Origin of the sequence: Blautia sp. MSK.18.38 (assembly GCF_024460535.1) — a bacterium.
GTDB classification, from domain to species: Bacteria; Bacillota; Clostridia; order Lachnospirales; family Lachnospiraceae; genus Blautia_A; species Blautia_A fusiformis.
Genome location: NZ_JANFYP010000012.1, coordinates 1 through 24,762, shown reverse-complemented (window position 1 = coordinate 24,762; position 24,762 = coordinate 1). Strand labels below are relative to the sequence as shown.

Annotated in this window: 20 protein-coding genes and 1 pseudogene; 3 read left to right on the top strand and 18 right to left on the bottom strand. The window is 43.6% G+C overall.

The window, feature by feature from the left end:
• Positions 1 to 5: 5 nt before the first annotated feature.
• The 14 genes from NE638_RS09030 to eno form a co-directional block, all read right to left on the bottom strand.
• Positions 6 to 1,592, bottom strand: coding sequence for a response regulator transcription factor (locus NE638_RS09030; protein ID WP_173746065.1), 1,587 nt, complete (start codon positions 1,590 to 1,592; stop codon positions 6 to 8).
• Positions 1,592 to 3,331 (bottom strand): cache domain-containing sensor histidine kinase, encoded by a 1,740-nt coding sequence (locus NE638_RS09025; protein WP_173746064.1) that lies wholly within the window; start codon positions 3,329 to 3,331, stop codon positions 1,592 to 1,594. The genes NE638_RS09030 and NE638_RS09025 overlap by 1 nt, the downstream gene beginning before the upstream one ends.
• A 134-nt stretch (positions 3,332 to 3,465) precedes the next feature.
• A complete protein-coding gene (locus tag NE638_RS09020) occupies positions 3,466 to 4,833 on the bottom strand; it encodes an MFS transporter (protein ID WP_243238986.1) in 1,368 nt (455 codons plus the stop codon).
• 305 nt (positions 4,834 to 5,138) lie between these two features.
• The gene (locus tag NE638_RS09015; protein WP_173746062.1) at positions 5,139 to 6,086 is read right to left on the bottom strand and encodes a substrate-binding domain-containing protein; all 948 of its coding nucleotides are present in this window, start codon (positions 6,084 to 6,086) and stop codon (positions 5,139 to 5,141) included.
• 119 nt (positions 6,087 to 6,205) lie between these two features.
• Positions 6,206 to 7,357: an iron-containing alcohol dehydrogenase gene (locus tag NE638_RS09010; protein ID WP_015524408.1), complete on the bottom strand. Its 1,152-nt coding sequence runs from the start codon at positions 7,355 to 7,357 to the stop codon at positions 6,206 to 6,208.
• A 138-nt stretch (positions 7,358 to 7,495) separates the two neighbouring features.
• Complete coding sequence (locus NE638_RS09005; RefSeq protein ID WP_015524407.1) at positions 7,496 to 8,281, bottom strand: 5-deoxy-glucuronate isomerase; 786 nt, start codon at positions 8,279 to 8,281, stop codon at positions 7,496 to 7,498.
• A gap of 16 nt (positions 8,282 to 8,297) precedes the next feature.
• On the bottom strand, positions 8,298 to 10,229 hold the full coding sequence (gene iolD, locus NE638_RS09000; RefSeq protein WP_015524406.1) for a 3D-(3,5/4)-trihydroxycyclohexane-1,2-dione acylhydrolase (decyclizing): 1,932 nt from the start codon (positions 10,227 to 10,229) through the stop codon (positions 8,298 to 8,300).
• 18 nt (positions 10,230 to 10,247) lie between these two features.
• Positions 10,248 to 11,282 (bottom strand): 5-dehydro-2-deoxygluconokinase, encoded by a 1,035-nt coding sequence (iolC, locus tag NE638_RS08995; protein WP_173746061.1) that lies wholly within the window; start codon positions 11,280 to 11,282, stop codon positions 10,248 to 10,250.
• A gap of 407 nt (positions 11,283 to 11,689) precedes the next feature.
• Entirely contained in the window at positions 11,690 to 12,718 is a 1,029-nt protein-coding gene (locus NE638_RS08990; protein WP_173746060.1) for a LacI family DNA-binding transcriptional regulator, read from the bottom strand.
• A gap of 139 nt (positions 12,719 to 12,857) precedes the next feature.
• The gene (larC, locus tag NE638_RS08985) at positions 12,858 to 14,240 is read right to left on the bottom strand and encodes a nickel pincer cofactor biosynthesis protein LarC (protein WP_118608901.1); all 1,383 of its coding nucleotides are present in this window, start codon (positions 14,238 to 14,240) and stop codon (positions 12,858 to 12,860) included.
• Positions 14,241 to 14,984, bottom strand: a complete 744-nt coding sequence (gene larB / locus NE638_RS08980) for a nickel pincer cofactor biosynthesis protein LarB (protein ID WP_022426321.1) — start codon at positions 14,982 to 14,984, stop codon at positions 14,241 to 14,243.
• 149 nt (positions 14,985 to 15,133) lie between these two features.
• Entirely contained in the window at positions 15,134 to 15,871 is a 738-nt protein-coding gene (locus NE638_RS08975; RefSeq protein ID WP_021651749.1) for an ABC transporter ATP-binding protein, read from the bottom strand.
• Positions 15,872 to 15,883: 12 nt separating this feature from the next.
• The gene (locus NE638_RS08970; RefSeq protein WP_059086856.1) at positions 15,884 to 16,660 is read right to left on the bottom strand and encodes an ABC transporter permease; all 777 of its coding nucleotides are present in this window, start codon (positions 16,658 to 16,660) and stop codon (positions 15,884 to 15,886) included.
• Between the two features lie 139 nt (positions 16,661 to 16,799).
• Complete coding sequence (gene eno, locus NE638_RS08965) at positions 16,800 to 18,095, bottom strand: phosphopyruvate hydratase (RefSeq protein ID WP_044961624.1); 1,296 nt, start codon at positions 18,093 to 18,095, stop codon at positions 16,800 to 16,802.
• Between the two features lie 488 nt (positions 18,096 to 18,583).
• Between eno and NE638_RS08960 the strand changes: the two genes are divergently transcribed.
• Positions 18,584 to 19,075, top strand: coding sequence for a DUF2798 domain-containing protein (locus NE638_RS08960; RefSeq protein ID WP_110103019.1), 492 nt, complete (start codon positions 18,584 to 18,586; stop codon positions 19,073 to 19,075).
• Positions 19,076 to 19,200: 125 nt separating this feature from the next.
• Here NE638_RS08960 and NE638_RS08955 read toward each other — a convergent pair whose 3' ends face one another.
• The 4 genes and pseudogenes from NE638_RS08955 to NE638_RS08940 form a co-directional block, all read right to left on the bottom strand.
• Positions 19,201 to 20,532 (bottom strand): MATE family efflux transporter, encoded by a 1,332-nt coding sequence (locus NE638_RS08955; RefSeq protein WP_110103020.1) that lies wholly within the window; start codon positions 20,530 to 20,532, stop codon positions 19,201 to 19,203.
• An 11-nt stretch (positions 20,533 to 20,543) separates the two neighbouring features.
• A pseudogene (locus NE638_RS08950) lies at positions 20,544 to 21,236 on the bottom strand (guanosine polyphosphate pyrophosphohydrolase); the annotation flags it as partial.
• A gap of 222 nt (positions 21,237 to 21,458) precedes the next feature.
• The gene (locus NE638_RS08945; protein WP_173746059.1) at positions 21,459 to 22,073 is read right to left on the bottom strand and encodes a helix-turn-helix domain-containing protein; all 615 of its coding nucleotides are present in this window, start codon (positions 22,071 to 22,073) and stop codon (positions 21,459 to 21,461) included.
• A gap of 372 nt (positions 22,074 to 22,445) precedes the next feature.
• Positions 22,446 to 23,117 carry a helix-turn-helix domain-containing protein gene (locus NE638_RS08940; RefSeq protein ID WP_008393244.1) on the bottom strand — a complete coding sequence of 224 codons (672 nt, stop codon included), beginning with the start codon at positions 23,115 to 23,117 and terminating at the stop codon, positions 22,446 to 22,448.
• Positions 23,118 to 23,613: 496 nt separating this feature from the next.
• On the opposite strand from NE638_RS08940, the gene NE638_RS08935 reads away from it, so the two are divergent.
• Both NE638_RS08935 and NE638_RS08930 read left to right on the top strand, forming a co-directional pair.
• Positions 23,614 to 24,675 carry a replication initiation factor domain-containing protein gene (locus NE638_RS08935; RefSeq protein WP_330603429.1) on the top strand — a complete coding sequence of 354 codons (1,062 nt, stop codon included), beginning with the start codon at positions 23,614 to 23,616 and terminating at the stop codon, positions 24,673 to 24,675.
• On the top strand, positions 24,675 to 24,762 hold an 88-nt coding region (locus NE638_RS08930; RefSeq protein WP_255647178.1), incomplete at its 3' end, for an excisionase. The genes NE638_RS08935 and NE638_RS08930, both read left to right, overlap by 1 nt.

Genomic DNA, 24,762 nt, shown 5'->3' with positions numbered 1-24,762 from the left:
TCTTTCTATGATAATCCGGATTCTTTTCTGTATTCCGCAGGACTTAAGCCCGTAAACTTCTTAAATGTCTTGGAAAAATAATGATAATCTCCAAAACCGGAACGCAATGCCACATCCTTCACTTTACAGTTTGTTTCTGAAAGAAGCTTCTTTGCACAGTCGATCCGAAGCTCCTGCACATAATTGGAAAAACCGATCTTCATCTCCTGTTTGAAAAGATAACTGAGATAAGCAGGATTTACCTCCGCCGCATCTGCTGCATCCTGAAGGCTGATCGGCGCTTCATAATGTTCCCGGATAAACTCCAGTGCTTTTTTCACAGCAGCAGAGATTCCCTCCGGAACAGCATCCTCTTCCCCCACAAAAAGCTGTGAAATACAGGCACTGCCCTTTTCCCTGAATTTCTCAAAGCTTTCGATATCTCCATACCAGATGGGCTCTTTCTCAATTCCGGCTGTCTGATTCAATTTCTTAAGCCACTGTACCAGAAGTCTTCCATCGGTATAGCAATCCTGACAGTCAGCGAGAACCTGTGTCCAAAGCTCCTCCGCTTTTTTTCGGTCTTTCCCTGCCTTCAGCCTGGAAATCTGCCCTTCCAGCTTCTCAGCACTTTCCGGCAGAACACTGTCCGCTTTCTTCCGCCCTTCAAAATAAAGGATCTCTTTTTTCTCATAAAAATGCAGTTTCATCATTTCTCTGGCCTGCTGATAAGCCTGGCGGATCCCATCCTCTCCCATGCAGACACTGCTGACACTGATACCAAAATCACAAAGATCCTCCTGACAGTGCCGGTAGCAGATCGCTGCTGCCTCAGTCAGTCTCTGCTGCATAGCCGATGTCCTGCAGTCTCCGGAAAGATCAAGAAAACAGCAAAAAATCCCTGCGCCAAGATAGACCACTTCCGCAAATTCACTTTCTGTCCCAAGAAGCTCCTCCGTACGTTCCAGCAGTCTGTGACGGAAATGATGGGAATACTGTTCCACTTCCAGCGGCGTCCATTGTCTTTCCCTCTCTGCCCAGTTCTCCATAAACATACAGATCACAGCACTGTTAAAATATTTCCCGGCGATTCCTGCTTCCACACGCTTTTCCTCACGTGCCTGATTTTTCAGCATCCCCGAGATCAGTCCGTTAAAAAAATAATACTTCAGAGCGTGACTTCCCAGATGGATCAGCTTTCTCGTCCGTGCCTGTTCCTGACTTTTTTCTCTGCGCTTCTCGATCAGCCGGGCTGATTTTTCCAGAGTATCATAAAGACTATCCTCGTCCAAACTGTTCTTTAATACATATTCATCCGCCCCAAGGCGCATGGCCTCTTTTACATATTCAAAATCATCATGACAGCTGAGCACGATAATATAGATATCCCTGTTTTCCTCACGGATCTTTCTGATCAGCTCAATTCCATCCATCACAGGCATGGTAAGATCCGTCACAAGAACATCGATTTTTTCTTTCTGAAGGAATCCATAAGCTTCCTCCCCGTCTTCTGCATCATCCACGATCTCATATCCTGCTCTTTCCCAGGAATCCAGGGTTTTGAGATAGCTCCTTACAAGAAAATCATCATCTGCCACCAGTGTTCTGTACATTAATTTTTTCTCCCTTCTTCAGGCATATCATAGATCGCAGGCAGAAATACCGTGACCTCTGTACCGTTTCCACTGCTTACGTATTCCATTCCTCCCTGTGTCCCGTAATAAAGCTCCAGGCGTTCTTTTACATTTGGAATCCCCACTGCGGAAAGTCCGTTTGTTTTTTTTGCATGACTGTTAAAAAGATCTCGGATCTGCTCTTTTGTCATTCCTCTGCCGTTATCCTTTACTATGAGGATCAGCTTTCCTTCACTTACGTTTCCGCTGATCCAGATTTTTCCTGTTTGCCGTTTGATGTCGATCCCGTGAAGAAGAGCATTCTCCACAAGCGGCTGAAGGATCAGTCTCGGAATATAGCACCGGTATGCTTCCTCAGAGATCTCATATTTCACCTGAAAGCTTCCCTGATAGCGAAAATCCTGCAGATGGATATAATTTTTCAATATATGGATCTCATCGGCAACAGAAAGGAAGCTTCCCTTTTTGTTGATACTGGCCTGCAGAAGCTCCACGAAATCTCCAATAAGCCCCGCCAGCTCTTTTTCCCCTTTCAGAAATGCCGCAAATTTGATGGAGTTCAATGTATTATACATAAAATGCGGTGTGATCTGATACTGCAGTGCTTCCAGCTCTGCATCTTTTTTCTGCTGTTCCTCTTCGATCACCTGGGCGATCAGAGCTTCAATATAATCCAGCATGTGGTTGAATTCTTTTCCGAGGGTTCCGATCTCATCAGCAGTAGTCACTTCTGTACGGAGGCTCAGATCTCCCTCACCAACCTTCTCAACCGTGCCAGTCATAGATCTGAGCGGTCCGCAGACTACTCTGGAGAGCCACAGTGCCAGCAGCACAGCTGCCACAAAAACTGCACCAAATATTCCGATCAGAAAGAGCCGCATCCGGGAAAGTCCGCTTAAAACTTCTTTTTTCGGTACCTCCAGATATAAGCCGCAGTCTGAAAAGCTACCTCTGCTGAAAAAAGAGATCACACCGTTTTTTTCTGCATAGCCTTCCATATTTGGAACATCCTGGTCTGTAATCTCCGGAAATGTTTTTCCAATGTCACTGTAGTCTCCGGATGTCACGATTTCATCATTTCTGTCTACCAGAACTATTCTGGTGATCTTTTCATCATTGACAGCTTCCAGATATTCGTAATAAATTGCCCGTTCCCTGATATCTGCGACAACATACCCCAGAATCTCTCCGTTATCATCCTCTACCTTCTGGATCACAGAAAGAAAGCTGCCGCCTTCATGGATCGGAGATTCCACAAGAACCGGAAAGGAATCCAGTTCCTGTATTTTTTCCAATTCCTCGATATGTTCTCCTGAAATCCCCTGCTTGTTTACCGGAAATTCCTCAGAAGTCACAGCCATTTTTTTGTCTGGAAAGACAAAGTAAAGGGAGTTGATATCTTTATATTCCCGACTGTGTTCCCGGAGAAGCCCGGCCATATTTTCCAGGCTGTTTTCATTTTCTGTACAGCTGTAGTCCTTCGCATTATTTCGTATATCTGTATCCCAGGCAGTTCTCGTATTCACATAATAAATCTCTTTCAGGGATTCGTCCAGATCTTTTATAGTCTGCTGCATCCGTCCATACAGGATACCTGAATAATTTTCTTCGATCATCCCTGCTGCCCGAAAATAAAATACCACCGTAAGAGAACAGGCAGTAAACATGGTTACTGTCAGGATCGCCAGTAATATCTTTGCCCGGATACTTTTTAACATAGAACTCCTCCCTTCCGTAAAGCGGATATACGCCTCTCTATGCTATATGCCCATAAACGCAGGAAACAGCAGGAGTATCCTACCCCTGCCTGATTTCCTGTTTGCGGTTGAATATATGTTTTACAATAAAATATTTATAACTGTCCGTGTGCCTCGCGCTCGGTAAGCTCCTGCATGATCGCCGGATACATTTTGTCAAGCTTATATCCGAAAAGCGTTACAATGATCACTGCTGCAATGAGGATCGGTCCAAATTTATAAAGAGAAACGATCATCTCCAGTGCTGTTTCCGGCTGTGCAGTTATTCCTGCAGATGAGCTTACATATCCGGAACTGCTTAAAAGACCTGTGATCACTGCGGAGGCAAGACCTGCGCCAACTTTTGTTCCGATGGAACCGCCTGCAAAGATCAGACTTTCCTGACGGATATGGTTTTTCCACTGTCCGAACTCTACTACATCACCAACCATACTGAATACAACTGCGTTCAGTGGAGCAAGTCCGATGGCACGTGTGACACAGCTCATAACTATGAAGCCGAAGCTGTATGGATTCAGGAAAAACAGAATCTGGCCGCCAAGTGCAACAAATCCACCGACAAATGCGATATTTCTTTTTCCGAATTTCTTGATCAACGGTGAGCAGATGAAGATTCCCACTACCAGAACCAGGGTTTCTGTAAGGAACAGTGCGCTGTACATCCATGTATCATTGTTGAAAATATATTTGCAGTAGTACGGAAGAATGGTTCCTGTGATCGTAAAGGATACACTCTGTACTGTCCACAGAAGCATTACTGCCCAGAAATACTGATTTGCAAAAAGTGCCTTCAGCATTGTCGGAATCGGAAGCTTCTCATCTTTCTTTCTTGCTTCGATCTGAACCTTTTCCTCACATCTGAAGAAGCAGAGAAGCAGAAGTGCAAGTGCAAGCACTGCCCATACACTCATAACCTTGATCCATGCAGCCTGATCATTTCCAAGAAGCTTTACAAGCGGCAGTGTACAGGTTGCTGCAACGATCTTTCCGATAGGTGACAGTCCCATTCTCAATACACTGAGTTTATCTCTCTCTGATGATTCGCGGATCATCATTGAAGAAAGGCTTCCATATGGAAGATTGATCGCTGTATAGCATATGGTCGTACAGAAGTTATAGGTTACAAAGAGATACAGAAACTGAAGCATCCCTGTTGTACGCGGCACTGTGAAAAGCAGTACTGCTGACAGCGCAAATGGAATGCTCATCCACAGAAGCCAGGGTCTTGATTTTCCCCATTTGGAATTGGTCCTCTCTACAATGACACCCATGACCAGATCGGAAAATCCATCAAAGCATCTGGAAAGTAACATTACCAGTCCTACTGTTGCTGCGCTTATCCCTACATAATCTGTGTAAAACAGCGTCAGCAGTGTTCCGATCATTCCGAACACGATATTGCATCCTACATCTCCTCCAGCATAACACAGCCCTGTTGATACCGAAAGTTTTTTCTTCTCCATCTTATTATCCCGCCCTTTCATTTCTTTTCGTTTTTTTATTTTCGCTTTCCTTTTGATGATTCTATTTTATCGAAAATACGGGATTATCATAGTATGAGAAATTTTAGTTTTTTCGGTATTATTTTTACCTGACTGTTAAATCTGTACCAAAGTTTTTCTGGTTCTGATATCTCTACATCCTTCTTTTGTCCTATTTTTATGTTTTGTGTTTTATTTTTGGATACCAGCCTGACTTTTTACCGAATCAGTCAATGCCTCTGCCGGATTGTAAAAAATAATAAGCAGCGGATGGAAACCTGCTTGTATCAGGGATGAGAATGTCCGTCATCCTTCATATATGTATCAATATTTTCTTCGGTAAGCACCTGGGAATCCAGAATCTCATTTTCTCCTGTTCCCTCTCCCTCCAGATCCTTCACAATATACCGGATGGTTTCATAACCGATCTGATAACCGGACTGCGCGCCAAGCGCCACGATACGCCCATCCTGAACCGCTTTCAAGGCATCTTCCTGAGCATCTACGGAAACAATAGAAATCTCCCGTCCTTCAGTTGCCTCTGAAAGTCCCAGGGCCGTCACTGCACTTGTGGTCATGATTCCGTTAAGATCCGGATACTTCACTAGGATCTCATCCACATCCTTCTGGGAAACCCGCATATTGCTGTATCCGTTCCGAACCATTTCAATGATGATCCCAGGCTCTTTTTCCATATATTTTTCAAATCCGGCAACACGCATCCGGTGTCCAGCCTGCTTAAAATCACCGGCGATCACGCCAATCTTTCCTTTATGATCCAGAGCCTTTGCAAGCTGCTCGCCCAGCTCATAGCCTAGTTTTTCATTGTCAATTCCAATATAAGGGATTTCTGAATCCTCTATGGGAGTATCACAGGCATATACAGAAATCCCCTTTTCTCTTGCGAAATTTAAATAATCTTCGCATTCATAGGAATCTATAGGAGAAACTGCCATCGCCTGGATATCGGTTTTCAGAAGATCCCGGATCATATTTTTCTGAACCTCTTCTTCTGTTTCGGAATCCGGGGACAGAATCACCACATCTGCATGATATTTTTCTGCTGCATCTTTCATTCCGTCGCAGACAGACAACCAATATTCACTGCTTTTAGATTTTGTAACAACACCGATCGTTACCTGCTCTTCTTCTGTTTTCTTTGCAGAAGAAGAGCATCCGGAAAGGCTGCAAACTCCTATGACTGCCACCAGAATACAGATATACTTTTTTCTCATGAGGGATATGCCTCCTTTTCTTTTGCAGCTATATTTGCCACGGGAAAAAAGACTCCGGAGCCTTTTTCTCCGGTCCGGAGTCTTTTCCTATCTGGCAATGCAGGGTTTACATTTACATTTTACCAGAGTTTTCTGTAGATTTCTTTTACTTCCTCTTCTGTTACATCACGCATGGTATTCTGAGGACTTCCACTGTCCATGGCATCATGTGCCATTTTGTCGATGACGTTGAAGAACTCTTCTTTATTGATACCGAACTGCTCCAGAGTCGGAGTATCCAGTTCATTTACAAGTGACTCTACTGCTTTCAGGAATTTCTCAGCCGCTTCCTGATCAGAATCAGTTGCATCCGCCACACCAATATCACGTCCCAACGCTCCGAATCTGTCGTATGCTCCGGGAAGCGCAAAGGTAAGGCACTCCTTCAGAAGCATGGCATTGGAAAGTCCGTGTGCTACATGGAACAGTGCTCCGATCGGACGGCTCATTCCATGAATAATGGTAACAGATGCATTGTTAAATGCGATTCCTGCCTCAAGAGCAGCGACAGACATCTGTACACGAGCTTCTTCATTCTTTCCGTCTTTATATGCAACCGGAAGATATTTAAAGATCCTCTTTACTGCAGATACTGCAAAAGTATCGGAAAGTGTCTGTGCTTTTCTGGATGTATAAGCTTCCACACAGTGGCAAAGTGCATCAAGACCTGTTGCTGCTGTGATCTTTGGAGGTGCAGTCATAGTAAACTGTGGGTCGATAATGGCAAGATCCGGCATGAGAACTTTGCCTTTAAGAAGCATCTTGATGTCTTTTTTGGTATCCGTGATAATCGTGAACTGTGTTGCCTCAGATCCCGTTCCTGCTGTGGTAGGGATCGCCGCCATTGGCGGCATCTTTACATCGATCACTTTTCCCATGTAGTCGGAAATGCTTCCACCGTTTACTACCAGTGAGCCGATGGCTTTCATGGAGTCAATGGGGCTTCCGCCTCCCAGAGCTACCAGGAAGTCACAGTTCTCATCTTTATAGATCTGTAAGCCTTTTTCGATCATGGTATCTGTTGGCTCACCACAGATGTCAGAATAAATGCTGTATTCAATGCCCTGATTTGTCAGCGCCTTCTCAACTTTTGCACAGTTTCCCAGGTCGATCATTACTTTATCGGTTACGATCAGAGCTTTTTTACCAAGGAGTTTCAGTGCTCCTTCTGCCATGTCCAGTGCTCCGGAACCGGAAATAATTTCTCCAGGTACAATAAATTCTCTTGCCATTGTCAAAATCTCCCTTCAGTCAGTACAATTTTTTTCATAATAGCAGCAGGTCTACTGCTGTCCGCTCCTCACGAACAACAGCATTTTCCTCTTCCTGCTGCCTGTTATTTACGATCCAGTATCAGTATCTCCGAATCCTTAAAACTCGGCGTCATGAAGCCAGGTATATCTCTCATCCTCGCAGCGGTCTGTCTGCAGCCACGGATTTCCGTCAATGTGGCGGATCATCCAGCATGTATACATCTGATATCCAGGTGCAACTGCCTGCGGATGAAGCTCTCCTCCTGGAATTGCGGAAAAGCTCTCGTCTGTACTCTTAAATACCTGATCACCGACAAAGCTTGCTCCAAATCCTTCCGGATGATCAAATTTGAAAAAGTATGTCTCAGGCTGCGGATGTCTGTGCGGCAGGTATCCGGACCAGTTTCCTCTGTCATTGAGAACCTCACCAAGAACCATATTGGACTCCGGTGAAATGTCATGATCGAAGATGGTGTTTACTCTTCTCTTCGCAACATTTCCGAACTTGCCTACGCAGGAATATCCCCACGGAGCATCTTCCGGTTTGTAGAGTTTTGCACCGAAATCTTTCTCGTTCTTTGTGCACTGAACAAGGATCTGTGACTCTGCATTTGCTACGACTGTAATCTCAGTTCCTGTGCATCCGTGAACACACCATGGTCCCTCTGTGAACACGTCTTTTCTGGTTGCTGCTGCTTCGTTTCCGTTCCATTTATAGGTAATGTTTCCGGAGAGGAGGAGAACTGCTGTCTCCTCACCCTCTCTTAAAAATGTTCTTGTCTCTCCTGCTTTCATACGGTAAACACGGATGTCCATCATCATGGCCTTGTACTCATTATCGTATGTTGTAAGAATCTTTTCGCCTTTTTCGTCATATTCCGGATAACCAAATACTTTACTCATTTTCTTACCTCCCAGATTAGTACAGTCTTGCCTCTTCACGGCCTTTCATAACTCCCTCGCAGGCCTTTCTTACGCTTTCTTTCTCAGATGTTGTTGCGATTCCTACATCCCACCAGGACTCATATCCGTCTGTCATGGTCTTCGGGATAACTTTGAGATCAAAGAGGCATGCGATCTCCTGCTTTTTGGCATCTTCCAGAGCGTCTACCAATTCCTGGATGGTGCGGCAGGTATAGGTCTTCAGACCATAGCCTTCGCCGATCTTTGCATAATCTACAGGGATCAGATCTCCGGTCGGTTTCTTGCCGTCTGTATAACGGAACTCTGTTGCAAGGCTTCCGATTCCGTGGTTCATCTCAAGGTTGTTGATGCAGCCAAATCCGCAGTTATCGAATACCATGATATTGACTTTCTGTCTCTCCTGCATGATAGTCATGATCTCACTGTGAAGCATCTGGAAGCTGGAATCTCCAACTACGCAGTATACTTCATTATCCGGCTCAGCAAATTTCACGCCGAGGGTAGCGGCAACCTCATATCCCATACAGGAATATCCGTACTCTGCATGATATCCGCCACGTTTGTCTGTTCTCCACATACGCTGCATACAGCTTGGAAGGGAACCGCCTGCTGTGATGATGGTTGCATCTTTGTCGATAGTTCTGTTGATCGCTGCAAGTGCTGCTGTCTGTGTGATCTTTCCGTTTGTAAGCTTTACATATTCCGGGATCGTACGAGGATCTCTTGCCTTGATCAGCGGCTCAAAATCATCTCCTGTGTACTCAATGCTTCCAAGGCGCTCCATCTCTTTATCCCATGCAGCTTTTGCTTTCTCGATCTCATCTGTATATGCAGATTTATATCCTCTTGCACGAAGCTTTTCTGCTAGTGCTTCTACGGTAGCTTTTGCATCACCCACTGCTTTTACTGCATCCATCTTGTATGCGTGGAATCTGCAGTTGTTGATACTTACAAACTGAACATCCTCATTCTGGAACAGATGCTTGGAGCTTGTTGTAAAGTCAGACATTCTGGAACCGATAGAAATTACCACGTCTGCGTCTTTACCAATGATGTTGGAAGCGTAGGTTCCTGTTACACCGATACCGCCAAGACAGTACGGATTGCCGGACTGGCAGGCACTCTTTCCGGCCTGTGTCTCGCCGAATGGGATCTTGAATTCCTCGCAGAATTTCTCAACAGCTTCTCCGGCTTCTGAGTAACGGACACCACCACCAACAACGATAAGCGGTTTCTTCGCTCCTGCGATGACCTCTGCCACATCCTCAAGCTCTTCCTCTACTGCAACCGGTCTTGTGATCCTGTGCACTCTCTTCTTGAAGAAGTACTCCGGGAAGTCAAAGGACTCACCCTCAACATCCTGGCAAAGTGCGATGCAGCATGCACCTGTTTCAGCCGGATCTGTAAGAACTCTCATTGCATTGATCAGAGCGGTCATGACCATCTCCGGTCTTGTGATCCTATCCCAGTATTTGCAGACTGGTTTGAATGCATCGTTCGTACTGATGGCAAGGCTGCTGCTCTGTTCCAGCTGCTGGAGAACCGGGTCAGGCTGGCGAGATGCAAAAGTATCTGCCGGAAATACAAGAAGCGGAATATTATTTACAGTTGCTGTTGCACATGCTGTTACCATGTTTGCAGCTCCAGGTCCGATGGAGGAAGCGCATGCAATGATTTTTTTGCGGTTGCTCTGTTTTGCAAAAGCGGTAGCAACGTGACACATACCCTGCTCATTTCTTCCCTGAAGAACCTTCAGCTGTCCCGGATTTGTATCCAGTGCCTCACCAAGTCCTACAGCAATACCGTGTCCGAAGATCGTGAAAAATCCTTCTACGAATTTTGTCTCCACTCCGTCCATGGAAACATACTGATTATCCAGAAATTTTACAATTGCCTGTGCAGTTGTCATTCTTACTGTCTTTGCCATTTTTTCCACTCCTTTTCTTTATACTCTTGCGATCATTTCGCCAAATTTTTCTTTTTCATCTTTAATAAATGCGTGAACTTCATCCGGTCCCGGAAGGGAATCGGAGCAGTTGTTGCTCTTAACCATCATGGATGCCTCAGCAGAACCAAACTCCAAGCAGTCAATGATCTCCCAACCCTGATACAGTCCATACAGGAATCCGGAGCCGTATCCGTCGCCGCCGCCGAAGCCTTTTCTTGCCTCAACCGGGAATGGCTTGATGCTGAACTTCTGTCCATCAACTGTGTAGGCTGTGGAACCCTTCATACCGTGTTTGATGACAACGATCTTTGCATTTTTTGCCTGCCAGTAAGCTGCACTCTCCTCATCAGCCATGCCTTCTTTGATCAGTTTCTCTGTAAGGTCAAACTCTTCTCTGGAGCCCATGATGATGTCAGCTTCCTTAGCTACGATGGAATAGTAGATGGAAATCTCATCTGCATTCTTCCAGTTGTACTCTCTGTAATCAATATCAAAAATGATCTTTGTGTTTACTTTCTTAGCAAGCATAACTGCTTTGATCGCTGCTTCTCTGGAAGGGCTCTCTGCAAGAGCAGTTCCGGAAATAAGGATCGCTTTTGCATTTTTGATATAATCCTCGTGGATGTCGTCTACATGAAGCTGCAGATCTGCAATACGGTTACGATACATGAGGATACTGCTTTCCTTTGGAGAAAGCATCTCGGTAAAGGTAAGTCCCAGCTTCTCTCCGTTTGTACATTTTGTGATCTGTGAGGTATCGATTCCTCTCTCATCAAAATAATCTACAACATACTCACCGAACTGATCATCCGAAACCTTTCCGATAAATCCTGCTTTCAGGCCATGCTTGGTAACACCTACAGCGATGTTTGCAGGAGATCCTCCTACAAATTTCTCAAACATATGTACCTTCTTCAGGGGTTTGAACTCCTCCTTTACCTGATCGTTGTAAGCAGGATTAAAATCAATGGCAACTCTTCCAAGGAGCACCAGGTCCATTGGTCTGGATTCATCAAATTCGATATACTTCATGATCTTACCTCCGTTTGTTTGATGGTTTATTTTTTACTTCTTTTTTATGTGCTTTTTTGATTTGCGTGCTTTTTCTTTTATTTAGCGTGCTTTATTGCGTGTTTCTTATGATGTTAATATAGCACCGTTTTACAATTTGGGCAAGTACTTCTTTTCATTTTTCTTTTTTTCAGTTATTCTATACAATTTTTGTAGTTTTCTTTTGTTCAAAGTAGCTATTATCTACATGTGTATTTGCGTGTTGATTTTTTAGCACGCTATTGGCACGCAATCAAATGTATCCAGACAGTCGTTTTCTTGGAATCTATATTTCATATCGTAGTATCTTACAGATTTCCTGTAATATAAAAAAGCCTGCAGTTTTCATTCTGCAGACTATTTTATATGATACTTTGCACAATACATGTTCAAAGGTTATATTTTGTTTTGATCTTGATATCTGTAAAGAGATATTCTCTCTCCGGCTCCTGTCCTTTTGTCAGGATATCCGCCAGGATCCTTGGCGGTTCATACCCCTGGACATATCCATTCTGGTCGATCAGAAAATCCACATGATCATTCTTCAGTGCCCGTTCATTCTTCGGAGTCTGATCGTAGATCACAACGTAGGGCCTGCGGTCAAGTCTCAGCTTTTCAAATGCCTTCCCCACTCCTGCCTGGCCTCCGGATACAACCAGGATCCCGCTGATCCCTGAAGTACTCATCATGGCATTTTCTATAATGTGCTCCACCTCAGCTGCTTCATCAAAGCTTCCGTGAACACCGGCGATCTCCAGATGTGGAAAAGCCCGCTTGGCTTCCTCCACAAAGCCATCCACTCGCTGATTGTCAACATGATTGCTAAAATATCCGGTGATGATCAGGATCTTTCCATTTCCTCTTGTCAGCATTCCAAGGAGTCCGGCCGCAGTACGTCCGCTCTTGCGGTTATCCATTCCCACAAAACAGGTTCTTCTCGTTCCTACAATATCAGAGTTAAAGGTTACTACTGGGATATTCTTCTCTTCGATCAAAGCATTCAGTTTCTCCCGGACAGCCTCACTGTCTACCGGCATGACCGCAAGTCCCCGGATTCCCTCCTGTTCCAGTTTCTCAATGGCCTGCAGCTGTTCCTCTTCATCAACGGAAAGCCCCTCTTTCAGAATCAGCTGGATCCCTTTTTCTTTCAGTTCCACGGCTGCCTTCTCAATACCACGGTTTACTTCCTGCATAAAAGAAGATCTGGCAAGCTGTGTCACCACTCCGATCTTCAGTCTTTCATCTTTAGCTGTTCTGGAATGTTTCCGTTCTTTTTGTACATATCCCATCTCGTCTGCCAGACGGCAGATTCTCTCTGCCACCTCCGGATTGATCCGTCCTCTGTGGTTCAATGCTCTGTCCACGGTTCCCCTGGAAACCCCTGCCTGTTCTGCAATCTGCTGTATTGTTACCGCCATAAATCCTTCTCCTGCCTCTGCCTTACTGTGTCGTTGCCAACTGTTCCGTCCGGCAATAATCTTTCTATAATACATTTATATAGTTTTTTCGAAAAGGTGTCAATATGTAAGTGCATTATACAAGGCAACCAACCCGATCTTATCCCCGCACAGCCATATGATATACTTCTTTATAAGAAATCCCTGTTTTTTCACAAAGTTTTTTTACGCTTTCGTATTCCGGATAATAATATTCCTGTCCGTCAAAAATGCAGACCTTCACTTCTACATTTCCCAGCGGGGTTGTAACCGTTCTTTTCTCTCTTTTCAGAATGGTTCTCTCCATCTCCTGGCGACGGATCCCAATGGTTGTCGTTTCTCTGAAAATGATCTGCTCCATCGCTGAAACCTGTTCTTTTTTACATAGAACGGTAAGCAGCCATGCCGGACGGTTTTTCTTCATAAATACAGGCATGTAATTGGCCTCTCTGGCTCCTGCCTCATACAGAAGCTCCATAACATAGCCAAGCGTTTCTCCTGTACAGTCATCAATGTTGGATTCCAGCTTTATAATGGTGTCTATTTCCGTACAAGCATCATTGCCTGAAGCCTCCTCCTCGGATTCCCGGATCAGCATGGCACGGAGAATTCCCGGGCACTCATACTGGCGCTTGCCTGCTCCGATACCGATCTTCTCCACCGTAAAATCTTCAGGCAGTTTTTCTGATGTAAGGAATGCCGCCACAATGGCTGCTCCTGTAGGCGTTATCAGTTCACCCTGCACCGATGTGATATGCAGCTTCAGCTGATGAGCACTTACAATATTACTTACCGCCGGTACCGGCACCGGAAGGATTCCGTGCTGACAGCGAATCGTTCCGCTACCCTCACAAAGTCTTGGAACGATCACTTCCTCCACATCCAGATCATCCATACAGATTGCAACAGAAAGAATATCCACAATGGAATCCACTGCACCCACTTCATGGAAATGGACCTGATCCACCGGTACATTATGGGCTTTTGCTTCTGCCTCGGCAAGAATCTTAAAAATCCTTTTTCCATAGGATTTTGCACGATCTGTCATATCTGCATGGTCGATAATCTCCATGATCTCGTTAAGGCCACGGTGTTCATGGTGATGGTGTCCGTGGTGGGAATGCATCGTTTCTGTATATGTATGACTGTTTCCATGGGTTTCCTGTACATGATGTTCATGAGAATGGGGATGCTCATGGGCTTCATGACTATGTTGATAATGATGTTCCCCATGATCCTGGCTGTAAGAATCTCCATCATGCCCATACAGATATTTCATATCATGATCATGATTCTCATGATCATGATCCAGTAGTACATCAAAATCACAGGCATCGATCCCTGATTTCATCACACGGCTGATCTTTATGTCGAAACCTTTTACCGGCAGACTTTTAAGAGTTCTCACCAGTTTTTTCTGATCTGCACCCAGATCCAGAAGAGCCGCAACTGTCATATCCCCGCTGATCCCGGAGGTACACTCCAGATATAATTTGTTTCTCATTTATTTTCCCTCCGCAAGCCGATTGATCTGGGTTGCCAGATATCCTGCCCCAAATCCGTTGTCAATATTTACTACTGCAATTCCGTTGGCACAGGAATTGATCATTGTCAGAAGCGCTGACAATCCATGAAAGCTGGCGCCATATCCCACAGAAGTAGGTACCGCGATCACCGGACGTTTCACAAGACCACCCATAACACTTGCCAGCGCACCCTCCATTCCTGCTACCGCAACCACACAGTTAGCCTCCTGGATGGTATCCAGCCTGGAAAAGAGTCTGTGCATACCACTGACTCCCACATCATAGATCCTCTCCACATGTGTGCCGAAATACTCTGCTGTCTGGGCAGCTTCCTCCGCAACAGAAATATCTGCTGTTCCGGCTGTACATACTGCCACCTTTCCGATATGCTCCTTCTCTTTTTCAATCTTCAAAATTCCGGAAACAGGATCATAAACCACATCAGGAAGAACCTTTTTTACCAGTTCATACTGATGTTCTGACGCCCTTGTTCCAAAGACTTCTCCATCTTCCTCATAAAGCTTCTGATAGATATTCAAAAGATGTTCGTCTGCTTTTCTCGCACAGTAAACTACCTCTGCAAAACCGGTCCTCGCTTTTCGGGTAGTATCCAGCTTCGCATAATCCATTTCTTCATATCCCTCTTTTTTCAGAAGGTCCTCTGCATGCTCCACAGAGAGCTGGCCTTTTTTTACCTTTTCAAGGATCTGCTGTAAAGTCATCTTTTTGCCTCCCTGTTTTCTTCGTAATATAATAACACAATAGCCAGACATTTGCATCATTTCCGCAAATCGTCTGGCTATCTGCTATTCAAACCGTTCACTGTCCGGTTCTTTTTATTTATGCGACTGCCTAGGCCGCCTTCTGTTCTTTATCTGATCATCTCCGTATATTTGGCCGAGATCTCATCAATATCTCCATATGCGATCAGTTTTCCTTTTTCAAGTATCATTGCTTTATTGCACAAGCGCTGTACCTGTTCCAGAGAATGGGATACAAACAGTACCGTAACGCCCTTATCAAACATACTTAAGACTTTCTTTTCACTCTTTTTCCGGAATTTGGCATCTCCTACAGAAAGGACTTCATCCAGGATCAGGATATCCGGTGATACCAGTGTGGCAATGGAGAATCCAAGCCTTGCCTTCATACCGGAAGAATAATTCTTAATAGGGACATCGATAAATTCCTTCAGTTCAGAAAACTCAACGATCTCATCAAATTTCGATTCCAGAAACTTCTTGGAATATCCGAGCATCGCACCATACAGAAAAATATTCTCACGTCCTGTATACTGCGAATCAAAACCGGCTCCCAGTTCCAGAAGAGGAACCAGACGTCCGTTTCGGACCACCTTGCCTTCGGTAGGCTTGAATACACCGGCAATTACTTTGAGCAGAGTACTTTTTCCCGCTCCATTAAGTCCCAGGATTCCTACACGGTCACCTTTTTTCACCTCAAAATCAACATTCTGAAGAGCCCAGAATTCATTATATTTAATTTCTTTTTTTAAGAATTTAATCACGTAATCCTTCAGGCTGTCTACCTTTTCTTTACTGAGATTAAACTTCATACTTACGTTATCTACAACTACTGCAGGTTTTTCCATATTTTTCTCCTGTTAAATATAAAGGATAAATTCATCCTGTTTCTTCTTGAAACAGAACATTCCGATGGCAATCGTCACAAGGCTGAATACCAGTGCGTATGCCGCATAATGCAGATTCATCGGCTCTCCGAACATTCCTGAACGAAAAACATCGATGGTACAGTACAGCGGATTATATTTCAGGATCCATGAAAAGCCACTTTTCAGCAGTCTGGACGGATAATAAAAGATCGCACAGGTATACATGATCAGCATCAGCGCTACTGACCACAGATATTCCATATCTCTGAAAAAAACGCCAATCGTAGCAAGGATCATTCCACAACCATAAGACAACAGAAATACCAGGATCAGCGCGATCGGGATCTGGAACATATAAAGTGTCGGCTCCACACCAAGTACTGCTCCTACCGGAACCAGCACGATCAGTGAGATCAGGAAGATCACATAGTTAAAAAGTACACTTGACAGCGGATAGAGATATTTTGGCACATAAACTTTCTTGATCATTGCCGAATTCGCTCTTACTGATTTCAATGCCGCTTTTGTGGCACTGGAATAGAATGTGTACAAAAGACGTCCTGTCAGGATATATACAGGAAATGTCCGATCCTTGTTTCCAAACAGGGTACCGAATACGATCGTCAGTACGATCATGGTAAGCAACGGCTCAAGAAGAGACCAGATGATACCAAGATAGGAACGTCTGTACTTCAGTTTGATTCCTTTTTTTACAAGCTCTCCCAGAAGAAACCTGTAACGTATAAAAGTATTTACGTATTCTTTCATAGCATCTCCAATATTCAATTTTATTTTTTCACACGGCTGTAAATCATAATATACTATTTTGAGAAATCTGGCAACCTTATTTTCGCCAAAAAAAGGCACGCCAAAGCGTACCTTTTTGAGAAATGTGTTAGTTATGATCTTATCTCTTGATATTGAATGCCCGGAATCCCGGATATACTGCTGCATCTCCAAGCTCTTCCTCAATACGGAGAAGCTGATTATATTTTGCCACACGTTCGCTTCTGGAAGGAGCTCCTGTCTTGATCTGGCAGGTATTCAGTGCCACTGCAAGATCTGCAATGGTTGTATCCTCTGTCTCTCCGGAACGATGGGAAGAAATCGCTGTATAGCCAGCTTTATGTGCCATTTTGATGGCTTCCAGAGTCTCGGATACAGAACCGATCTGATTCAGTTTGATCAGAATAGAATTTCCGCAGCCAAGGCTGATACCTTTCTCAAGACGCTCTGTATTTGTAACAAACAGGTCATCACCTACAAGCTGTACTTTTCCTCCAAGTTCTTTTGTCATGATCTGCCAGCCTTCCCAGTCTTCCTCATCAAGGCCATCCTCAATAGAGTAGATCGGATATTTTTCGATCAGATTTTTCCAGTGATCAACAAGCTCCGCAGATGTAAATTTCTTTCCGCATTTCGGAAGAACATACTCCCCCTTTTTGTTTCCTTTCCACTCACTGGATGCAGCATCCATGGCAAGTACAAAATCCTTTCCAGGCTCATATCCTGCTTTTTTCACTGCTTCAAGGATGTACTCAATGGCTTCCTCATCGCTTCCAAGGTCTGGTGCAAAACCACCTTCATCTCCAACGCTTGTTGCAAGGCCTTTTTCTTTCAGAAGTGCAGCAAGAGCGTGGAATACCTCCGTACACCAGCGAAGTCCCTCTTTAAAGCTTGGTGCTCCTGCCGGCATGATCATGAATTCCTGAACATCAACGGTATTCGCAGCATGTGCACCACCGTTTAGGATATTCATCATCGGAACCGGAAGTCTGTTTCCGTTCACCCCACCAAGAAATCTGTAAAGGGGGATGTCAAGAGAAATCGCAGCCGCACGTGCGCACGCAATAGAAACCGCAAGAATGGCATTTGCGCCCAGTTTTGATTTGTCCTTTGTTCCATCTGCTTTGAGCATGGCAGCATCCACTGCATAAATATCAGATGCATCCATTCCTGCCAGCGCATCATTAATTACTGTATTGATATTTTCAATGGCCTTCGAAACACCTTTTCCTCCAAAACGGCTTTTATCCTGATCTCTCAGCTCAAGTGCTTCGAATTCTCCTGTGGACGCTCCGCTTGGTGCTGCTCCTCTTCCGACCGTTCCATCTGCCAGATAAACCTCTGCCTCTACGGTCGGATTTCCTCTTGAATCAATGATCTCTCTTCCAATGACCTTCTCAATCTCTAAATAATCCATTTGATATTTATCCTCCTGTCTGGTCTTTTCGCCCTGTCCGTAACTCCTGTTCAGGCCGCATTTTGTCAGGGGATACGGCCCGCCACAAATTTTACGCATTAGTTAGAATCCGCTAACTGTTTACAAGTTTACTATATCTAACTTTAACGGTCAAGAGGAGTTATTGCCATTTTTTTCTCAATTACTCTTCTGATATTTCCATGTTTTTTCAGAACATTCCGCAGGATGTTGCGAATTTTACTTATTGACAAGGCTTTACTACTTATGATATCATAACCGCCGGTATCAAGCGGATATTCGTAAACCGCTCTGCTGCCTGCTTACAGCCAAATAACTGCTTCGCAGTTTGATTTGGTCAAAAAACCGAATATGGTTTATGACAAAATCCTGTCATATATTGGAAACGCACATTCTCCTGAATGATTAACGAACAACACATGCTCTGAGGTTTTACATTATCACTTAATCATTTTAAAGGAGGATTTTTTATGCCAAAAAACAAATTTCAGGAAGTTATCTTTACCCTTATCATGGTATTTTTCATGGTTTACGCCATGATTTGCTACAACATTTCCCTGAACACAGGGAGTATGACAAACCGTGTGTTCCTTGACGCTTTTCATGAACTGGTGATCATGGGACCGATCGCATTTATCCTTGACTTCTTCCTTGTATCCAAGCTTGCTTTTGGTTGTGCAATGCGCATGGTAGATTTCAAAAGCTGCCATCCGTTCAGCAGGATCCTTGCGATCTCCGTTCCTTCCGTTGCTTTCATGTGCCCGTTAATGAGCCTCGCGGCAACCATTCTCTTTAAGGATGCAGGAAATCAGTTTGTAGCTGTATGGCTTCAGACAACCGCATTCAACTTCCCGATGGCATTCTTCTGGCAGCTAATCTATGCAGGTCCGATCGTACGTTTTATTTTCAGACATATCTTTCCTGAAAAGGAAAACGTAAAAGAAGCGACAGAAACTATGTAAAATTAAAGAAAGCACATTGCTATGGTTGAACCACCCCAAAAGTCATACTTTCCGGTGGCGGCTCATTCCATACAATGTGCTTTTTATTTTTCACGCGAATCTTTCTCATCGGATCTTCGAATCTCTCAGACTGTTTTCTTTAATTCCGGCATCTTAAGTATCTTCACGATCAGCGGGATCACCATAATGACCCAGACTATCGGTTCTGCTACGATCACGCCGGTATATCCGAGAAGTGGCACCAGAGTCACCGCGATCACTACTTTTCCGATCATCTCCAGCGCACTGGAAACCAGAGGGATCACCGTTTCTCCAAGGCCCTGCATAGCATTTCTGAGGACACTGATCACAGCCGTTACGAAATAAAAGATCGTATCAAATTTAAGATAATTGGCGGCATTGCGGATCACCGTTTCATTATGGCTTCCTGTGACCAGATAGATCAGCTGTTTTCCAATGGTAAAACTGAAGATCACAGTCATCACGGACCAGATACAGGTATACAGAACTGCAAGACCAATTCCATAGCGTACCCGGTCCATTCTCCCTGCACCTGCGTTCTGGCCACAGAAGATCGCCATGGTCTGGCCGAACACGCCAAACATGATCATAAACATCTCTGTGATCTTACGAGCTGCTGTATGTGCCACAATGATATCTCTTCCCAGCCGATTGATGGAGGTCTGAAGTGCCAGTGTACCAAGATTTACAAGAGAGCTTACAAGTCCCATAGAAAGTCCGGCACTCAGCATATTTTTCATCATATTTCTTTCGAGACCGAAAAAATCCTCTTTTTTCAGCCGTAGGATCTCATACCTGCGGATCATGTAAAACCAGCATATAAGAAATGCCAGCGTCTGTGAAAGTACCGTGGCAACGGCAGCTCCCTGAACTCCTGCTTTTACTACCAGAATAAAAAACAGATCTCCTGCGATATTTAAAGTTACAGACACTGCCAGGATCACAAGAGGCGTCACCGTATCCCCAAGTGCGCGCAGAGATGCCGCGCAGGTATCATAAAGAAACGTTGCCAGCATACCTGCGATAATAATAAAGATATACTGCCTGGCAGTTCCCGTCAAATGATCCGGAACATTCAGGAACCTCAGGATCGGATGCAGAAACAAAAGTCCCAAAACAGTCAGGATCAGAGAAATCACGCTGCCCATTACAAGAGACAGCGCAAAAGATTTTCGTACTTCTTCCCGGTTTCCGGCACCGAATTTCTGTGCGGTGACAATGGCAAATCCATTTGCAAGGCCCATCAGAAAACCGATGATCAGACCGCTTAAAGGACTGGTGGCCCCTACTGCCGCCAGCGCATCTTCTTTAAGAAAGCTTCCCACGATCCGGGTATCTGCCAGGCTGTACGTCAGCTGCAAGAGATTTCCCAGAAATACAGGAAGCGCAAAGGACAGGATCAATGTGGAAGGCTTCCCTTTTGTCAAGTCTTTCATGTCATCCTCCCTCAGTCAACGATATCATTCTGAAAACGGGAAAGATGCTCATAAGGAAGGATCATCCTTCCGCGGAACAGTCCGCAGCCATCATTGATCAGGCTGTTGTTTACCGCACCAAACATATTAACGTCCAGCGCAGCAAGATCCAGTCCAAGAAGCCGCATACCCCGCTCATAGGCCTCGTCAAAATAGATACATTCCCCCTGGGGAACCGCGTCCCTTCTCCTGCGTTCACTTTCCTGTTTTTTCTCATAGCTTAAATGGTTGGCGGAACCAATCTCCGCAACATCATCCATTTCTTTGGTCCGCAGCTGTACTTCCATATAGCTTCGGGAACTGTTATCATAAAACGTGATATGCAGAGACTGATAATCATCCTCACTGTTATTACAGATGTAATCCCTATAGTAAGGCTTTGCTTCTCTGCTGAGCAGTGGCGATGTACTTTCCTGCACTCCTCTGGCCGGCTCTGCGGTAAATCCTCTTTCTTCCAGAAATCCCGGAAGTATATTGGCGATCTCATAAAGATAACGAAGCTCTTCTTCTCTGACATTCTCACCATTTTTCAGATGACATCTGGGCATGGCGATAACGATCCTGTAGGCAATAAAATCGCGGAAACAGCTTAACCGTTCCTTGATCTGGGATACAGAAGGATATTCCCCATATTCTTTATAGTAGTCATAAATAAATTCTACTAAACTTTATATCTGATTTTTGATTATCCCTATAAATATTACACTTTCAAGCTTTTCGAAGTATAGAAAAACACTCATTTTACCACGAATATACCACGATTAAACGAGCCTTGATATGACGATAAAATAGCACTAAAAAGACACCATTGACACATTGAAGTGGTGTCTTTTATTAATAAGCAGTCAATCCTAAGACTAACTGCTTTTGCAAAATAAAGGTAATCACTATTTTGTTTGTTTCTTTAGAATAATATAGCTTGCAATCACAACTACAAAGAATACTAACACGAAAACTAAAGTATGAAATATTCCTATCGGATAAGGTGCAATCCACCCTTCTAGTTTGAAAACCAATCCTGAAATATATCCTGTAATCATAGAAATAGGCATAAAAGTAACTCCGATTATATTAAGCCAATTTACATAAAAGGGGGATTTTTCTTCCGATAGTATTCTCGCTATAAAATATCCAACAATCCCTATAGCTTGAATAATCATTGAACCCCAAACTGCTTCCATTGTTTGTTCTGCATACCAATTACCAAATGCACAAAACAGCCCAATAACAACAAAAGCTGTTGATGATATATAAAGTACCTTACTCGTAAGCTCTTTATTTTTTTGTTCTTTGTCTGCTACTGGTTCAATTCCCTTTAGGATATAGTCAGTTGTTACTCCAAAAAAATCACTCATTATAATTATTTTTTCTAAGTCAGGCGTACTTTGTTCACTTTCCCATTTGGAAACAGCCTGCCTTGAAACTCCAACTTTATCCGCAAGTTCCTCTTGTGATATTCCTTTTGATTTCCTTAAATATTGTATTCTGTCTGCCATATTCATTAGCTAACACTCCTTTCTTTCATGGTGTAATTTTAGCAATATTATCAGTTGCATAGCCACCATTTAGATATGGAAATATGTCAACTGGCAGTTGCAATGATGTTTTTTGACAAATCAGCAGAATATTCTTGCTTATAACGTAATTTAAACATATCCATATTATAACAGTTCCATATATCCGCCACAACAAAAATCAGCACACCCCCCCCCTTGACATTTTTCTGTCTTGAAAAATACACACTTTTTCTTTCTTCCTCTTGATTACCAACCACAGAAAAGAAAAAGCCCTGTCAAGAGCCTTGCCACCATTGGTGGTGCTTTGCACTCTTTACTGGGCTTTTTGTTTGCTGTATCTTTCATTCAAGAGGAAAATTAAAGACCTCTGTTCCATTTCTCTTTCAGATAATCTTCATAGTCCGTTTCATCAAAATCTAACTGTGGCGAAGTGTCGGGAATGTTATTTCTGCTGTCTATGTCCGCAAGTTGACGGAATATCCAGTCATCATAAGGGTCATGGTATTTATACTCTTTGGGCTGTTCTCTGTATCGGTCTAACCCTCGCATTTCCTTATGTACTTTCATCATGCGTTCTATTTTTTGACGTTGTATCAACTGCTTGATTTCCATAAGTTCTTCTAACTCCGTAACCTCATTGGTAATGTAGTTATGGATATACTGTATGAGTTTGGTTTCCATGTAAAATCTGCATTCTTTTTCATCATTGAAAAATTCATTTTCAGACAGATAATCTAAGGAAACATTGAAGTCCTGTTCCCGTTTGATAATATCCATGATATATGGTTCGGTGTGGTCAATATACTTCCATTCTCCTGATAATAATTCATTGGGCGTTACTCCCAGCACGTCCATTATCTTTTCTAATGTGTCAAAGGTAGGATAATTCACACCCCGTTCAATCTTGGAAAGGCTCTGCATATTGATACCGATTTTATCCGCAAGTTCCTGTTGTTTCATTCCTCTGTGTTTTCTTATGGTCTGTATATTCTCTCCTAAGAAACTGATTTTCTTTTCATAATGTTCCATAACTTAGTATAACCGCTCCTTTCGTTGCTTTTCTCGGTGTTTATAAGCATATCATACTTAATATTTATCAAAAAGTCAATCAAAACTTCTTGACAAGTAATTCTAATGGCGTTATTATCGTATTAGATAGGGTAATTAAGCACGCTAGGGTCAATCACACGCTTGAGTAAGCATAGAAAAGATGTATTTTCATTTTGATAGCATGAATAAGCATGGACTATCAGACCGAAAATAAGGTTTCTGACTGGGGCTGTTCCGTTTAGCCACGAGTCTTACAAGGCTCGTGAGCGTTAAGAACGGATCAGACACAGGAAGAAAGGGAACGCCTTTAGGCGTTCATAAAGGGCGTATATGTAACACCGCCCTGCGCATACATGTCATAGTACCTAGAAACTGTGATAAATAAAGGAAAAAACACGATTTTTACTCCGCAAAAAAACGGGAAGTACGAAAGGAGAAATGCACTATAACTACACACAAAAATTTATCCGTTAAGATTGATTACATCAGCATTGTATTTGATACTGCAACCGCTGAAGATGTAATCATGCACATTTTAGGTTTACCGACTGATATTTTCAATGTCTATCCGGCAAGCATTAAATACAAAACCTATCAAGCACGCTGGCAGATTGGAGATATTTATGTATCGGGGGACGCAAGAAAAACAGAGGATAACCCACAAGGGTTAGGCTGTTATCTTGTTATGACTGGCAGAGGGTGTGATGATATTTTCCGTATTCTCGACAGTAGGAATTATACCTTTGGTGATATGTTCCGACGCTGTGAGCGAAGATACGGACTGGATAACTTCCATTTCACAAGACTTGATATTGCCATTGATGATAAGAACGAAAAGCCATTCTTTACCATAGAGCAGATAAAGAAGAAATGCGAAAAAGAGGAATTTATTTCTAATAGTGAGGGCTACCACTTTGACGAAAGCAAGTTTGATGATTTCGACACCGCAAAGACTGTTTATATCGGTGCTGGAAAATCGGGATTGTCCTATCGCTTTTATGATAAGGATAAGGAAGTCTGTTCAAAACATAATAAGACGCTTGAGGAAGTCGGCAGTTGGAAACGGACAGAAATGCAACTGCGTGATGATAAGGCTCATGCTTTTGCCATGACATTCAATGACAGACCGCTGGAACTTGGAGAACTGGCTTTCGGGCTATTGGCAAACAACCTACGCTTTGTCGTACCAAACAGAAACGAAAGTAATAAGAGCAGGTGGAAAACTTGTCGGTTTTGGGAACGTTTTTTAGGGGCTGTGGAAGTCTTGAAACTGCAAGTACCAAAACAGCAAAATTCCCTTGAAGAAACACAGCAATGGCTCACAGAGGGTGGCGTGATTTCCGCTGTCAAAAGTTTTTACTTCTTGGAAGAACATGACGCATTAGGTGGACTGGAAAAAGTGGGAACTATGCTTGATAAGGCAAGATACAGTAATTCCCTTTCCAGTAAACTAACCGCCCATTTACAGAGGATAAACCGCACCGACCTTATCACCTATATCCAGTATGACACAAAACAAGGGAAAGGGGGTATCTGATGAATAACAACGATATTCCTGTATGGGAAAAGTACACCCTTACCATTGAAGAAGCGTCAAAATATTTCCGTATCGGAGAAAACAAGT